The organism is Natronomonas amylolytica, from assembly GCF_037031205.1.
In the GTDB taxonomy this organism is placed as follows: domain Archaea; phylum Halobacteriota; class Halobacteria; order Halobacteriales; family Haloarculaceae; genus Natronomonas; species Natronomonas amylolytica.
The window spans coordinates 88,097-102,683 of record NZ_JAYEZM010000001.1 but is presented as its reverse complement, the minus strand read 5'-3'; the positions used below and the strand labels follow the sequence as shown (position 1 = coordinate 102,683).

Here is a 14,587-nt window from a genome sequence, read left to right as displayed (position 1 = left end):
CTTGAGACGGTCCGTCGCGTAGTGCGGCTATGCTCCACCACGACGGCCTCGATATCGCGTGGCTCGGCTACGCGACGCTCCGACTCGAAGGCGCCGATACCGTCGTCTACGTCGACCCCGGCCGATACGGCGTCTTAGACGATTACGACGGGGGAGACGGCGACGTGGTCTGTGTCTCCCACGACCACCACTACGACACCGACGCCATCCGGAAAGTCGCCGATGAGAACGCGACGGTCGTCCTCTTCGAGGGTATCAACACCCATCTCATCGACCGCGACGTCGAACGGCCCGCCGACCTGCCCTACGAGGTTCGAACCGTCGACATGGAGGCCGACATCGCCGTCGGCGACGCTATCGTCCGGACGACCGCCGCCTACAACGACCCCGACGGCCCGCACACGCGACCGACCGGCGAACCGTATCACCCCGAGGGACGCGGCTGTGGTTTCCACGTCGCCCTCGACGGCGTCTCGGTCTACTGGCCCGGCGATACCGACGTACTCGACGGCCACGAATATCTCGATGTCGACGTGTTCTGTCCGCCCATCGGCGGCACGTTCACGATGGACCGCCACGAGGCCGCCGACCTCGCCGAGGCGATGGCCCCGGACCTCGTCGTTCCGGTTCACTACGATACCTTCACCGAGATAGAGGCCGACGCCGAGGCGTTCTCCGAGGACCTCGAATCACGAGGCGTTCTGGTCGCTCTCGACGACTGACTCAGAGAACGAAGCCGACGACGAGCAGGAGAACGAAGAACACGGCGACGGCAACCAGCACGCGGAACGCCAGCGAGACGTACGGTTCATCGCGGACGAGGCTTCTGTCGGCGTTTTTGGGGTCCAGCAGGCGCTCCCGCAACGCGAGCAACGAATATCGCGAGCGCCCACCGTCCTCGTCGGCCGCCGGATTGAGGTTCGCCGACCCACAGACGCACGTCTCCGGCGGTTCGTCGTAGACCCGGTCGCAGTCGCCGCAGCGCCACTTCACATCCCGAATACGGCCCGGACGAATAAAATAGCGACCCCTACAGCACGCCCATATCCGTGAGGCGCTCGGGGAGGTAGGTGTCGGTCACGAAGTCGAGGCCACGGGAGGCGAGTGCCTGCTGTTCGGCCTTCTTGCCGATGTCGAGCTGGAGTTCTATCTGTTCGGTCCAGTAGTCGTCCTGGAAGCGGGGGTCGTCGAGTTCGCTCTCCAAGGCGTTGATGTCGGAGTCGCTGAGGGGGTCGGTCGGCAGTTCGTACTCGACGATGTCCTCCGGCTGGATGCCGATGTATTCGGCCTCCGGCGTCGCGAGGTACTCCGAGAGGTGCGCCGACTTGATGGAACCATAGGAGACCGACGCGTAGATGCGGTACGACCACGGGTCGCCGTCACAGAAGACGACCACCGGCAGGTCGAGTTCGTCGTGGAGCCGTTTCGTGATGCGGCGGGTCGCCCGTGCGGGCTGACCCTTGAGGTGGACGATGATGGCGTTGTACTCCTCGTCGAAGCCGTTCTCGACGAGGCGGTCCCGCATACCACCGGTCTCCACACACAGGACGAAGTCGGCGTCGTTGTCGAGGAACTCGATGGTGTCGGGGTTGTTCGGAATCTGGTAGCCGCCCTCGCCGACGTCCTTCTGACAGTGAATCTCCCGCTCGCCGCGGCGGGTCTGCTCGCGGAGGAACAGCGGGCCCATGATGGTCGCGCCGGACTCCTCCGGGCGCATGTGGAAGTCCTCGCGGGTGACGTCGGAGACGATTTCGAGGTCCTCGACGAGTTGGTTGGATTCGTCCTGTCCGTTGAACTGTGCGCGCTCTTCGTCCCACGATTCGGAGAGGTAGTAGAGTTCACGCAGGGTCGACGAGCGGCCCTCCTTGAGCTGGTTTTCGAGGAACTCGATTGTGTAAATCGCCTTCAAGAGTTTCTGGGCGCCGCTGACGGTGTTGGCCGAGCGCGTCGAGGTGCGGTCGCCGTAGACCCAGACGTCCTTGTCCTCGTCGAAGACGATGTTGCTTTTCGTCCGAGTCGGGATCTCCATCGTCGGAACGTCCCCCTCGGCGAACTGGTCGTAGAACTCGCTTGCGAGGTCGATAAGCCGCTCGCGGGCGAGGTCGTCCTGAATCTCGTAGTCGTCGTTTGCGCTCATGTTATGCGTTGATGGTCAGCCGCTCGTTTTCGATGCCCTCCACGGAGACGTCGAAGTCGGCGTCGCCGTCGATGTCGTATTCGAGGGTCGCTTTCTCGCCGCCGGAAACCGTCGGGGACCACTTGAGGAACCACTCGCCGTCCATTTCGACGACGGTCGCGTCCTCGTGGTCGCCGGGGTCGGCGGTGACGATTTCCGTGATTTCGGGGTTGACGTTCGTGTCGCCGTGGTTGTGGATGGTCAACTCGACCGTCGAGCCGTTGACGGACCGCTCGACGAGCACGTTGTTCATGATGCGTGCCAGCGAGTCGTCGATGTCGAGCGGGTCCCGGTCGGTCACCTCCGCGAGTTTGTCGGCCATCTCCGGCAGGATGTCGGCGATGACGTTCTGCTTGCGGCGGCGCTTTTCGAGCGACTGTTGCTTGCTGAGATAGGAACTCATCTCGCGGCCGGCCTCCTGCAGGGCCAGTCGGAGTTGCTTCTCGATTTCGGGGATGTTGGCGACGGCGTCCTTCGATTCGCTGGTGAAGGGGACGCTCGTCGAGGCGACGTGGGCCATGATGACGGCGGGGCCGCCCGGCATCCCGGAGCCGCCGGGCTGGTCGAGGCCGTAGTTTCGCCAGTTGACGTCCTTGATGACGTCGACGGTGGCACACGCGCCGCGCTGGTAGACCAGCGGGACGCGGTTGGCAAACCGGAGGATTTCGGCGGAGCCCTCGGCGGACAGGTCACCGCCGTAGGCGATACCGACTTCGACGACGAAGGGGTCGCCGCCGTGGACTGCCGCGTCCCGAGTGACGGAGGTGTAGAAATCGGCCTCGTACTCCTTCTCGAGGCCGGCCTGTACGAGGTCCTCGGAGATGGGTGCCAGACAGTCCGTCGGCGGCGCGAGGATGTCCGTCTCCCGCATCGCTTCGAGGAACTTGGCGGCCGTGTCACGCTCCCCGGCGACGGATTTGACGTTCGGGACGTCGTCGTCGACGCGGACGGCACGCTCCCAGAAGGCGTCGACGACGTTCTCGCGGGCGGTGTCGCCGAAACTGGCGTCGTCGCGGTCCTCGGTCATGTCCGCCGCGCGGTCGACGAACTCCCGGAGTCCCGACCGGGTGACGCGGTTGCGGGCGTCTTCCTGGTCGTCGAACTTGTCGGCCAGTCGGCGGGCCATCCCCTCGACGACGGCGTCGTCCTTGCGGGTGGTGGTCGCCTCGTCGACGAGTTCGTAGCAGTCGGCGCGGCGGTCGACGGTTATCTCGTCCCACGCGGCGTCGACGGCGTTGTCCCGGACGGTCGACCCGAACGTCTCGTCGAATTCGGCTTCGACCTCGTCGGCGAGGTCGTCGGCGAGGGCGGCGACCTCGGTGTGGGCGATGCGGTCGTGGTCGGCGATTCGGTCGGCCAGCCGCTCGGCGAAGGCGCCGGTCGCGTCGGCGCTCTTGTTCGCGACGGCGTCGGAAACCACACTTTCGATATCGGCCTCGTCGTGAGCCTGCGGCGGCCGCCACGCCATCTCCCGGCCGAAGTGTCGGTCCCGGAAGTTGTCGACGACCTCGTCGGCGGTCTTTCCGCCGACGCGGGTGAATTCGCCCTGCAGGAATCCGGAGATGGAGTAAGAATCCGTCGCATCGAGCATCTTCAGGAGCGTCCCGAGTTCGACGCCATGGGGATGGGGGCGAATCTCCTCGGTTTCGGGCGGCAGTTGGTCGGTCGCCCGCTCGAACTTCTTGGACTCCTTGGGTTCGTGGAACTCGATGCGGGCGTGGGGGTTGACGACCGCCGTGTACTTGATGTAGTCGTGGAGTTGCTGGCGGGCGCGCATGTTGCCCTCCATCTCCAGTTCGATGCGGGTTCCGTGGGGACGCTCCCACGACGCGGACTCGTCGACGTCGATTTCGGGCTCGTTGGTGTCCGTATCGATGGTCAACTCGAAGTACTGGGCGTCGCCGCCGTTCTCGGTCTTGGAGGTAATCTTCGCGGGCTTGCCGGAGGTGAGTTGCGAGTAGAGGACCGCCGCGGAGATACCGATACCCTGCTGGCCGCGGGTCTGCTCGCGGGCGTGGAACCGGGAGCCATAGAGGAGCTTCCCGAAGACTTTCGGGAGTTGCTCTTTCGTGATACCGGGGCCGTTGTCCTCGATGGTGAGCCGGTAGTAGTTGCCGACCTCTTCGATTTCGACGTAGATGTCCGGGAGGATGCTGGCTTCCTCGGTGGCGTCGAGGGCGTTGTCGACGGCCTCCTTGACGGCCGTGACGAGCGCCTTGGCCCCGCTGTCGAAGCCCAGCATCTGCTTGTTCTTCTCGAAGAACTCGGCGATAGAGATGGAGCGCTGACTCTCGGCCAACTGCTCGGCCGTCGCAGGCTCGCTGCCGCCGCCTTCCCCGAGTTGCGACTGAAACGAGGTCATTCGTTTTGACGTAAATCCCCACCCACGTAAAACCTCGTCGCTACCGGAGTGAAAGTGAAACCGGCCGATAGAACGGCTCCGATGACGGGCGTCGGACGGGTCGGTCGGGATTCGGTATATAAATAGAATCCAGCATCAGTCGGTGTACGGTTTCTCGATGTCGGGGTCGACACTGATGAGGGCGTTCATGCGGCGCGTGATGAAATCGAAGAGCGTGATGAGCGGCGACAGCGCGCGCCCGACGAGGCGGACGGGCGAGGCGATGGTCAGCGACCAGTTTTCGGCGTTAGCGAGGCCGTAGGCCTTCGGCACGATTTCGCCGAATATCAGGATGAGAAAGCTCGTGATAACTGTCGTCGTGGCGACGGCGGAGCCGGCCGAGAGGTACCCGGAGATGAGGACGGTGAGGATGCTCGAAATCGCGATGTTCACGACGTTGTTGCCAACGAGCAGGGTGACGAGCAGGCGGTGGGGGTCGTCGCGCAGTTCCTGCAGGACCATGGCACGGCTGTCACCCGTTGCGGCCTGTTCGTCGATCCACTCCGGTGACAGCGAGAAGACGGCCGTCTCCGAACTCGAGAAGAAGGCGCTACACAGCAGGAGCAGGCCCGTCGCGACGGCGCCAGCGAGAACGAGTGACGTGGATACCATGTCGGGGCGTCGTCGGGGCATCTTATAAACTATGTCGGGGAACCCTTTTTGTCCGAGCCGTGAGGGAAGGCGGGCATGGTGGCCGATTTCGTCCTCCGCATCGTCGACCAAACGATTCGAGGACTCGTCCTCGGCGTCGAGGCGGCGCTCCCGCGGCTCGTTGCCGGGGTCGTCTTCGCCGTCGTCGCCTACGTCGGCATCAGGCTGATACTGGCGGCGCTCAAGGCGTCGCTCGAGCGGTACTACAGCGAGCGACAACAACTGGTCGCCCAACTCTTCGTCGCCGTGGCCGGCATCTTCCTGTGGTTCGCTGCGGGGTTGACCTTCCTGAAGATCGTCGGGATGGGCGATATCGCCGCCAGTCTGGGGACCGCCGTCGGCTTCATCGCGCTGGGCGTCTCCTATGCGCTCTCGGAGATGATCGAGGACACCGTCGCCGGCGTCTACCTGCTGAGGGACCCGGACTTCGAAATCGGCGACCGTATCGAGGTCGGGGGCACCGAGGGCACCGTCACGGCCATCGAGTTGCGGAAGAGCCGGTTTCGGCTCGAGGACGGAGATACGTGGGTCGTCGCCAACCGCGACGTCGAATCGGAGTGGACGAAACACGCCGCCGAGTAGCGGTTTTGCAGCCGTCGTCTCAGCGCTCACGCGCGGGCGCGTGTGGGGGTTTTATACCTGCCCGGTGGCTAGGGGCGGATAGATACTTCAGATGTCTCAGGATAGTGAATACAGCGCCGGGCAGATACAGGTGCTGGAAGGACTCGAAGCAGTCCAGAAGCGCCCGGCCATGTACATCGGGTCGACGGACGCCCGTGGCCTCCATCATCTCGTCTACGAGGTCGTCGACAACTCCATCGACGAGGCGCTCGCCGGCTACTGTGACACCATCGAGGTCGTCATCAACAGCGACGGGTCGGTGACCGTCAGCGACGACGGCCGCGGCATCCCCGTGGACCTCCACGAGGAGTACGACCGCCCCGCCGTCGAGGTCATCATGACCGTCCTCCACGCCGGCGGCAAGTTCGACAGCAAATCGTATCAGGTCTCCGGCGGCCTCCACGGCGTCGGCGTCTCCGTCGTCAACGCCCTCTCGAAGTGGCTCGAGGTCGAAATCAAGCGGGACGGCTACGTCTGGAAGCACCGCTTCGACCACGGCGAACCGGACCAGGACCTCGAGAAGGTTCGCGAGATGGAACCCGACGAGGAGACGGGCACAGAGATCACCTTCTGGCCCGACGACGATATCTTCGAGACGGGCGAGTTCGCCTACTCGACCCTCCAGTCGCGACTCCGCGAGTTAGCCTTCCTCAACCCCGGCGTCGAAATCACGCTCCGGGACGAACGAACCGAGGACGGTGAGGAGGATACCTTCGAGTACGAGGGGGGCATCAAGGAGTTCGTCGAATATCTCAACGAGACGCGCGACGTCCTCCACGACGAGGTCGTCTACTTCGAGGACGAGGAAGACGACATCCACGTCGAGGTCGCCATTCAGGCGACTGCCGGCGTGCAGGGGTCGATTCACGCCTTCGCCAACAACATCAACACCCGCGAGGGCGGGACCCACCTGACCGGCTTCAAGACTGCGCTCACGCGAGTCATCAACGACTACGCCACCAGCAACGACATGCTGTCGGACCTCGACGGCACCCTCAAGGGCGAGGACATCCGCGAGGGCCTGACGGCGGTCATCTCGGTCAAGCACCCCGACCCGCAGTTCGAGGGCCAGACCAAGACCAAGTTGGGCAACAGCGAGGTCCGGGGCATCGTCGAAGGGGCCGTCCACGAGGAACTGGCGACGTATCTCGAGGAGAACCCGAGTACGGCCGAGGCCATCGTCTCGAAGGCCGTCGAGGCCGCGAAGGCCCGGAAGGCCGCCAAGAAGGCCGAGGAACTGACGCGCCGGAAGTCGGCGCTCGAATCCACGTCGCTGCCGGGCAAACTCGCGGACTGTCAGACCCGCGACCCCGAGGAGGCCGAACTCTTCGTGGTCGAGGGCGACTCCGCCGGCGGCTCCGCGAAACAGGGCCGCAACCCGGAGTTCCAGGCCATCCTCCCGCTTCGCGGGAAGATTCTCAACGTCGAGAAACACCGGTTGGACCGGATTCTGGAGAACGACCAGATTCGGAACCTCATCACCGCCGTCGGCACCGGCATCGGCGAGGAGTTCGACATCGAGGAGGCGCGCTATCACAAGATAATCATCCTCTGTGACGCCGACGTCGACGGCGCCCACATCCGGACGCTCCTGCTTACCTTCCTCTATCGCCACATGACGCCGCTCATCGAGCGGGGCTACGTCTACGCCGCCCAGCCGCCGCTGTACCGCATCCGGTACAAGGGCGAGACCTACGACGCGATGACCGAAGAAGAGCGAGAGCGCATCGTCGAGGAGGTCTGTGACGGCAACCCCTCGCAGGTCCAGCGGTTCAAGGGCCTCGGCGAGATGAACCCCGAACAGCTCTGGGACACGACGATGAACCCCGACAATCGGATTCTCAAGCAGGTCACCATCGAGGACGCCGCCGCGGCCGACCGGATGTTCAGCGTCCTGATGGGCGATGCGGTCGAACCGCGAAAGCAGTTCATCAAGGAACACGCCGACGAAGCCGAGTGGATCGACATCTAACATGAGTTCTGAATCACCAGACGCGCCGGACATTCCGGCAGACAAGGTAGAGCCCGTCCGCATCGAGGACGAGATGGAACAGTCGTACATCGACTACGCGATGAGCGTCATCGTCGGGCGCGCGCTGCCCGACGCCCGAGACGGCCTCAAGCCCGTCCAGCGGCGCATCCTCTATGCGATGGAGGAGATGAGCCTCACGCCGCGGTCGGGCCACCGGAAGTCCTCGTCCATCGTCGGCGAGACGATGGGTAACTACCACCCGCACGGCGACAAGGCCATCTACGACGCGCTGGCGCGGATGGCACAGGACTTCTCGCTACGGTATCCGCTCGTCGACGGGCAGGGGAACTTCGGCTCTATCGACGGCGACCCGCCCGCGGCGATGCGGTACACGGAGGCCCGGATGGCGCCGCTCGCTCAGGAACTGCTGGCGGACATCGACAAGGACACCGTCGATTTCACCAGCAACTACGACGACCGCCTGACCGAACCCGACGTGCTGCCGTCGAAGGTGCCGAACCTCCTTTTGAACGGCGCCTCCGGTATCGCCGTCGGGATGTCGACGAACATCCCACCGCACAACCTCGGCGAGGTCGTCGACGCGGCCATCCACCTCATCGACAATCCCGAGTGCTCGGTTTCGGACCTCCTCGATACGCCGAACTCGGACGGCTTTATCAAGGGCCCGGACTTCCCGACCGGTGCGAACATCGTCAACCGCGAGGGCCTGTGGGACGCCTACACCGAGGGCCGCGGCCGCCTGCGGGTTCGCGCCGACCTCGACGTCGAGTACAGCGAGACGGGCGGGGACCGCATCATCATCAACGAACTCCCCTATCAGGAGAACAAGGCCCGCCGCATCGAGCGCATCGCCGAGGACGTCAAGGAGGGCAAAATCGAGGGTATCAGCGACATCCGCGACGAGTCCGACCGCAACGGCATCCGCGTGGTCATCGACTGCAAGCGCGGCGCCAACGTCGACGTCGTCAAAAACCAGCTCATCGAGAACCACCTCGAGACCACCTTCTCGGTCATCTCGCTGGCGCTCGTCGACGAACAGCCCCGGGTGCTGAACCTGAAGGAGTTGCTCGAACAGTTCGTCGACCACCGACGGGAAGTGGTCCGCCGGCGCTCGCAGTTCGAACTCGGCGAGGCCGAGGACCGCGCCCACATCCTCGAAGGCCGACTGGTCGCGCTCGATAACGTCGACAGCGTCGTCGACCTGATTCAGGACAGCGAGGACCGGGAGACCGCCATCGAGACTCTCCAGGAGGACTTCGACCTCTCCTCGGAGCAGGCCGAACACATCGTTCGGATGCAACTCGGTTCGCTGACCTCGATGGAGGCCGGCGAGATTCAGACCGAATACGAGGAGGTACAGGCCGAAATCGAGCGGCTCGAAACCATCCTCGGCGACGAGGAGGAACTGCTCGGCGTCATCAAGGACGAACTCCGCGAGGTCAAAGAGGAGTACGACGACGAGCGCCGCACCCACGTCATCGAGGACGCGGGCGCGGTCACCCGCGAGGACCTCATCGCCGAGGAGGAGGTCGTCGTGGTCGTCACCGAGGACGACTACGTCAAGCGGATGCCGCTGTCGGAGTTCGACCCCCAGCACCGCGGCGGGAAGGGCATCATCGGCTCCCGACCCAAGGAGGGCGACCGCGTTTCGACGGTCTTTACCGCCTCGACACACGATTACCTGCTCTGCTTTACGAATCAGGGGCAGGTCTACCGCCTGAAAGTCTTCGAGTTGCCCGAGATGGGCCGCACGGCCCGCGGCACGTCGGCGGTCAACATCATCGACCTCGACGACGGCGAGGAGATAACCGCCGTCGTCAACACCGACGACATCGACGAGGGCTACCTCGCGATGGCGACCGGGAGTGGCTACGTCAAGCGAACCGCCGTCTCCGAGTTCGAGAACGTCCACTCCGGCGGCATTCGCGCCGTCAGCCTCGAGGACGAGGACTCGCTGGTCGACGTGGAGGTCACTGCCGGCGACGGCGACCTGCTCATCGGCACCCGACAGGGCATGACCATCCGCTTTGCCGAGGAGGACGCCCGGCCGATGGGCCGGACCGCGAGGGGCGTCAACGGCATCAAACTCGAAGGTGACGACCGGGTCGCCGGCCTCGTCGCCGCCGAACGCGACGACGACCGCGACCTGCTGACGGTGACCAAACACGGCTACGGCAAGCGGACGCCGCTTTCGGAGTACCGCCAGCAGTCCCGCTACGGCAAGGGCCTCATCGACATCAAGACCGACGAGCGGAACGGCCCGGTCTGTTCGATTAACACGGTCTCGGCGGGCGACGGCCTCGTCATCATGAGCGAGGCCGGCCAGATCATGCGCACCCACGTCGACGAGGTCTCGGAGGTCGGCCGGAACACGAAGGGCGTGGTCGTGATGCGCGTCGACGAGGACGACCAGGTCGCCGGCGTCGACGTCGTCCCCGCCGCGGCGATGGCGGACGACGACGCGGCCGAGAGCGACGCCGAAACCGAGGAGTAGCGGTGTCGGACGGCGTGCGGTCGCCATCTCTGCTCTCCCGACAACTATTTTGACCGTTGACGAACAGGTAGAGCCATGTCAGACAACGAGGAACACCAGTTCGGCGAGTTCGGCGGCCGGTACGTCCCCGAACCGATGCAGGAACCGCTCGAACAGTTAGCGGGCGCCTTCGAGGAAATCGCCCAGTCCGAGGAATTCAAAGCGGAGTTCCGCCACATCCTCGAACAGTACGCGGGTCGTCCGACGCCGCTGTTCCACGCCGAGAACCTCAGCGAGGCCTATGGTGCCGACATCTATCTGAAGCGTGAGGACCTGCTCCACGGCGGCGCACACAAGATAAACAACTGCGTCGGACAGGCACTCCTGGCGAAGAAGGCCGGCAAGGAGCGTCTCATCGCCGAGACCGGCGCCGGCCAGCACGGCACGGCGACGGCGATGGTCGGCGCCCTGTTCGGCCTCGACACGGAGATTTACATGGGCAAGAAGGACATCGAGCGCCAGAAGATGAACGTCTTCCGCATGCGCCTGATGGGCGCGGAGGTCAACGAGGTCACTCGCGGCGACGAGGGCCTCGCCGAGGCCGTCGACGCCGCCCTCGAGGATTTCGCCGAGAACATGGACGATACCCACTATCTGGTCGGCAGCGTCGTCGGTCCCGACCCCTTCCCGCGGATGGTCCGGGAGTTCCAGTCGGTCATCGGCACGGAGGCTCGCGAGCAGATTATCGACCAACTGGGCGAGTTGCCGGACGCCTGTGTCGCCTGCGTCGGCGGCGGGTCGAACGCCATCGGTCTCTTCCACGCCTTCCGGGATGACCCCGTGGAGTTCTACGGCGGCGAAGGCGGCGGCGAGGGGTCCGACTCGACTCGCCACGCCGCCCCGCTGGCCGAGGGGACCGAGGACGTCATCCACGGCATGAAAACCCGGATTCTCGACGAGGACGTCGACGTCCACAGCGTCTCCGCCGGCCTCGACTATCCCGGTGTCGGCCCGGAACACGCCATGTTCCGGGCTATCGGCCGTGCCGAGTATCGCGGCATCACCGACGACGAGGCGCTGGCGGCGTTCCGCGACCTCGCCGAACTGGAGGGCATCATTCCGGCGCTGGAATCGGCCCACGCCATCGCGCTGGCCGGCCAACTCGCCGACGAGGGCGACCACGACACCCTCGTCGTGAACCTCTCGGGCCGCGGCGACAAGGACATGCAGCAGGTCGCCGAGATGCTGGAGCTGGAGTAAACCCGTCGCGCTCAGAGAATCCGCTTGCCGAGGCCGCTGGCGATGAGTTCGACCGCGAGGTCGGCGGTGGTGTTGTGCGAATCGAGAATGGGGTTGACCTCGACGACCTCCATCGAGCAGACGGCGTCGGTGTCGGCGACGAGTTCCATCGCGGCGTGGGCCTCCCGATAGGTGGCGCCGCCGCGGACGGGCGTGCCGACGCCGGGTGCCTCGTTGGGGTCCAGAAAGTCCATATCGAGGCTGACGTGGAGGGCGTCGACGCCGTCGAGAGCGGTCTCGATGGCGTCCTCGACGACGGGCGTCAGGCCGCGACTGTCGACGTCGCTCATCGTGTAGGCGGTCACGTCGCTATCGTTGATTGCGGTCCGTTCCTCGTCGTCGATATCCCGGAGGCCGACCATGGCGATGTTCTCCTCGTCGATGTCGGCGGTCGCCCAACTCTTGTCGGCGAAGGCACCACGGCCGAGCATCGCGGCGACGGGCATCCCGTGGATGTTGCCGCTCGGCGAGGTTTCGGGGGTGTTGAAATCGCCGTGGGCGTCCAGCCACAGGAGACCGACGTCCTGGTCCTTGCTCGCGCCGCCGATGCTCCCGATAGCGATGGAGTGGTCGCCGCCCAACACGAGGGGGAAGTCGCCCTCGCTGATGGCGTCGGCGACGGCGCTTTCGACGCGGCGGCAGACCCACCGGGTCTCGCGGAGGTACTTCGCGTTGCCGCCGTCGGGGCGTTCGGCGTTGGGGTTCCGGCCCTCCGGACGCGGGACGGGCAGGTCGCCGGTGTCGTCGTAGGAGTAGCCGATGTCCCTGACGGCATCCGAGAGGCCAGCATACCGGATGGCCGACGGTCCCATGTCGACGCCACGGCGGTCCGCGCCGAGGTCCATCGGCGCGCCGATGACTCGCAGGTCCATATCCACCCCTCCGCCGCCAGCGATAAAAACGGTCGCAATCGTTGCCGGAAGACGGAGGCCATCCCAGCGTTTTCCCGGCGGCAGGTCCCACAGCAGCCGACCGAACGCGGCGCTAACAGGCCCTACGCGCGTTTCGGCGGTATATCGGTCGGAACGGACCGTCAGTGGGGTTCCTCACCGTCGGGTTTAAGGATGAAACTACCAAAAGATAGTTTATGTCATCCATCGAATTGACTCCCAGTCAGAAGACGATTCTGCAGGAACTCGTCAACCTCTACCGGGAGTCCGAAACGGCGGTTAAAGGCGAGGACATCGCCGAGCAGGTAGATCGCAACCCGGGAACCATCCGCAACCAGATGCAGAGTCTGAAGGCATTGCAGTTGGTCGAGGGGGTACCGGGGCCGAAAGGGGGTTACAAGCCGACGGCCAACGCCTACGACGCGCTGAAGATTCAGGAGATGGAGCAGGCCGCCGACGTGCCGTTCCGCCACCGCGGCGAACTCATCGAGGGCGCGAACGTGCAGGAGATCGACCTCACGAGCGTCCACCACCCCGAACTCTGCCGTGCGGAGATCAAAATGCAGGGCTCCATCGCCGACTTCAACGAGGGCGACAAGATCAGCGTCGGCCCGACGCCGCTGTCGAAACTCCTCATCGAGGGCCAACTCGAGGGTAAGGACGACACGAACAACAGCCTCATTCTCACCATCGACAACATGGAGGCACCCGCCGGCGACGCCGACCCGCTCCACTAAGCGCCCGTTTTTCCGCCGGAACGACAATATTCGCCGCGAATCCCGTTCCAACAGGTTTGTATCGATGGGTTCCCCATTCTGTCATATGACGGACGACGTCGTCGTGCTTGGGTCCGGTTACGCCGGCACCGGCGCGGTCAAGAAACTCGAATCGGAACTCGACGACACGGCCGACCTCACGTGGGTCTCGGACGTCGACCACCACCTCGTCCTCCACGAGTCCCACCGCTGTATCCGGGACCCGGACGTCCAGGAGAAGATTACCTTCGACGTCGACGAAATCAAATCGCCCTCCACGCGCTTCGTACAGGGTCGCGTCGAGGAAGTCGACGAGGACGCCCGCGAAATCACCCTCGCCGACGACTCGACCATCGAGTACGACTACCTGCTCGTCGGCTTCGGCTCCCAGACCGCCTTCTTCGGTATCGACGGCCTGAAGGAACACTCCCTGACTCTCAAGAACCTCGAGGACGCTCTCGAGATTCACGACGCCGTCGGCGAGGCCGCCCGCGAGGCCTCCCGCAACGACCCCGCACAGGTCATCATCGGGGGCGCCGGCCTCTCCGGTATCCAGTCGGCCGGCGAAATCGCGGCGTTTCGCGACAAGCACCGCGCGCCGCTGGAGATTCACCTCGTCGAGGGCCTCGACAACGTCTTCCCGAACAACGACCCCGTCGTGCAGGCCAAACTCCGCAAACTGCTGGAGGAGAAGGACGTCGAGATACACACCGGCGAGTTCATCGGCGAGGTCGACGAGGAGACGGTCTACGTCGGCGAGGAGAAGGAACTCGACTACGACGTGCTGCTGTGGACCGGCGGTATCACCGGACAGGACGCCGCCGAAACCGTCGACGTCGACAAGGACGAACGGAGCAACCGCATCGAGGCCGCCTCGAACTTCCAGACGACCGACGAGCGCATCTTCGCGCTGGGTGACGCCGCCCTCGTCGACCAGGCCGACCAGGACGACCCCGCGCCGCCGACCGCGCAGGCCGCCTGGCAGGCCGCCGAGGTCGCCGGCGAGAACATCGCTCGCGACATCCGCGGCCAGCCGCTGAAGGAGTGGACCTACGACGACAAGGGGACGCTCATCTCCGTCGGCAGCAAGGCCGTCGCGCACAACGTCAAGGGCCTGCCCGTCGACACCTTCGGCGGCCCCGCCGCGAAGGGCCTCAAGAAGACCGTCGCCGCCCGCTGGATCAAAAAGGTCAACGGCTTCGCCGACGCCGCGAAGGCCTTCCCCGACATGTAGGACGGATTGTTGTAACGGTTCATCGGGCATCGCCGACCGGGCTGGCGATGCCCGGTGAAAGACTACAACAATCCGTCAAAGGCGACGGCGCCTC

At 64.9% G+C, this 14,587-nt stretch carries 12 protein-coding genes; 7 read left to right on the top strand and 5 right to left on the bottom strand.

Annotated elements, in window-relative coordinates:
- Positions 1-29: 29 nt before the first annotated feature.
- Complete coding sequence (locus U5914_RS00590; RefSeq protein ID WP_336133405.1) at positions 30-722, top strand: MBL fold metallo-hydrolase; 693 nt, start codon at positions 30-32, stop codon at positions 720-722.
- A gap of 1 nt (position 723) precedes the next feature.
- Here U5914_RS00590 and U5914_RS00585 read toward each other — a convergent pair whose 3' ends face one another.
- From U5914_RS00585 to U5914_RS00570, 4 genes are all read right to left on the bottom strand, one after another.
- Positions 724-993 (bottom strand): hypothetical protein, encoded by a 270-nt coding sequence (locus U5914_RS00585; RefSeq protein WP_336133404.1) that lies wholly within the window; start codon positions 991-993, stop codon positions 724-726.
- 37 nt (positions 994-1,030) lie between these two features.
- Positions 1,031-2,137 (bottom strand): DNA topoisomerase IV subunit A, encoded by a 1,107-nt coding sequence (locus tag U5914_RS00580; protein WP_336133403.1) that lies wholly within the window; start codon positions 2,135-2,137, stop codon positions 1,031-1,033.
- A 1-nt stretch (position 2,138) separates the two neighbouring features.
- On the bottom strand, positions 2,139-4,538 hold the full coding sequence (locus tag U5914_RS00575) for a DNA topoisomerase VI subunit B (protein ID WP_336133401.1): 2,400 nt from the start codon (positions 4,536-4,538) through the stop codon (positions 2,139-2,141).
- 135 nt (positions 4,539-4,673) lie between these two features.
- A complete protein-coding gene (locus tag U5914_RS00570) occupies positions 4,674-5,189 on the bottom strand; it encodes a DUF21 domain-containing protein (RefSeq protein ID WP_336133399.1) in 516 nt (171 codons plus the stop codon).
- 75 nt (positions 5,190-5,264) lie between these two features.
- Here U5914_RS00570 and U5914_RS00565 point away from each other — a divergent pair, with 75 nt between their 5' ends.
- The 4 genes from U5914_RS00565 (at position 5,265) to trpB (ending at position 11,575) form a co-directional block, all read left to right on the top strand.
- Positions 5,265-5,810: a mechanosensitive ion channel domain-containing protein gene (locus U5914_RS00565; RefSeq protein WP_336133397.1), complete on the top strand. Its 546-nt coding sequence runs from the start codon at positions 5,265-5,267 to the stop codon at positions 5,808-5,810.
- A 91-nt stretch (positions 5,811-5,901) separates the two neighbouring features.
- A complete protein-coding gene (gene gyrB / locus U5914_RS00560; protein ID WP_336133395.1) occupies positions 5,902-7,821 on the top strand; it encodes a DNA topoisomerase (ATP-hydrolyzing) subunit B in 1,920 nt (639 codons plus the stop codon).
- Position 7,822: 1 nt separating this feature from the next.
- Positions 7,823-10,336, top strand: a complete 2,514-nt coding sequence (gene gyrA, locus U5914_RS00555) for a DNA gyrase subunit A (RefSeq protein ID WP_336133393.1) — start codon at positions 7,823-7,825, stop codon at positions 10,334-10,336.
- A 75-nt stretch (positions 10,337-10,411) separates the two neighbouring features.
- A complete protein-coding gene (trpB, locus tag U5914_RS00550) occupies positions 10,412-11,575 on the top strand; it encodes a tryptophan synthase subunit beta (RefSeq protein ID WP_336133392.1) in 1,164 nt (387 codons plus the stop codon).
- Between the two features lie 11 nt (positions 11,576-11,586).
- Here the strand turns inward: trpB and rocF are convergent, their stop codons facing one another.
- Entirely contained in the window at positions 11,587-12,492 is a 906-nt protein-coding gene (gene rocF / locus U5914_RS00545; RefSeq protein ID WP_336133391.1) for an arginase, read from the bottom strand.
- A 209-nt stretch (positions 12,493-12,701) separates the two neighbouring features.
- Between rocF and U5914_RS00540 the strand changes: the two genes are divergently transcribed.
- Both U5914_RS00540 and U5914_RS00535 read left to right on the top strand, forming a co-directional pair.
- The gene (locus U5914_RS00540) at positions 12,702-13,241 is read left to right on the top strand and encodes an Rrf2 family transcriptional regulator (RefSeq protein WP_336133390.1); all 540 of its coding nucleotides are present in this window, start codon (positions 12,702-12,704) and stop codon (positions 13,239-13,241) included.
- 85 nt (positions 13,242-13,326) lie between these two features.
- A complete protein-coding gene (locus U5914_RS00535) occupies positions 13,327-14,493 on the top strand; it encodes an NAD(P)/FAD-dependent oxidoreductase (protein ID WP_336133389.1) in 1,167 nt (388 codons plus the stop codon).
- Positions 14,494-14,587 lie beyond the last annotated feature (94 nt).

What these genes read in the sequence shown, in the direction of transcription:
- U5914_RS00590 (WP_336133405.1), top strand. Translation starts at nt 30, where the DNA reads ATGCTCCACCACGACGGCCTCGATATCGCGTGGCTCGGCTACGCGACG.
- U5914_RS00580 (WP_336133403.1), bottom strand. Translation starts at nt 2,137, where the DNA reads ATGAGCGCAAACGACGACTACGAGATTCAGGACGACCTCGCCCGCGAG.
- U5914_RS00575 (WP_336133401.1), bottom strand. Translation starts at nt 4,538, where the DNA reads ATGACCTCGTTTCAGTCGCAACTCGGGGAAGGCGGCGGCAGCGAGCCT.
- U5914_RS00570 (WP_336133399.1), bottom strand. Translation starts at nt 5,189, where the DNA reads ATGGTATCCACGTCACTCGTTCTCGCTGGCGCCGTCGCGACGGGCCTG.
- U5914_RS00565 (WP_336133397.1), top strand. Translation starts at nt 5,265, where the DNA reads ATGGTGGCCGATTTCGTCCTCCGCATCGTCGACCAAACGATTCGAGGA.
- gyrB (WP_336133395.1), top strand. Translation starts at nt 5,902, where the DNA reads ATGTCTCAGGATAGTGAATACAGCGCCGGGCAGATACAGGTGCTGGAA.
- gyrA (WP_336133393.1), top strand. Translation starts at nt 7,823, where the DNA reads ATGAGTTCTGAATCACCAGACGCGCCGGACATTCCGGCAGACAAGGTA.
- trpB (WP_336133392.1), top strand. Translation starts at nt 10,412, where the DNA reads ATGTCAGACAACGAGGAACACCAGTTCGGCGAGTTCGGCGGCCGGTAC.
- U5914_RS00540 (WP_336133390.1), top strand. Translation starts at nt 12,702, where the DNA reads ATGTCATCCATCGAATTGACTCCCAGTCAGAAGACGATTCTGCAGGAA.
- U5914_RS00535 (WP_336133389.1), top strand. Translation starts at nt 13,327, where the DNA reads ATGACGGACGACGTCGTCGTGCTTGGGTCCGGTTACGCCGGCACCGGC.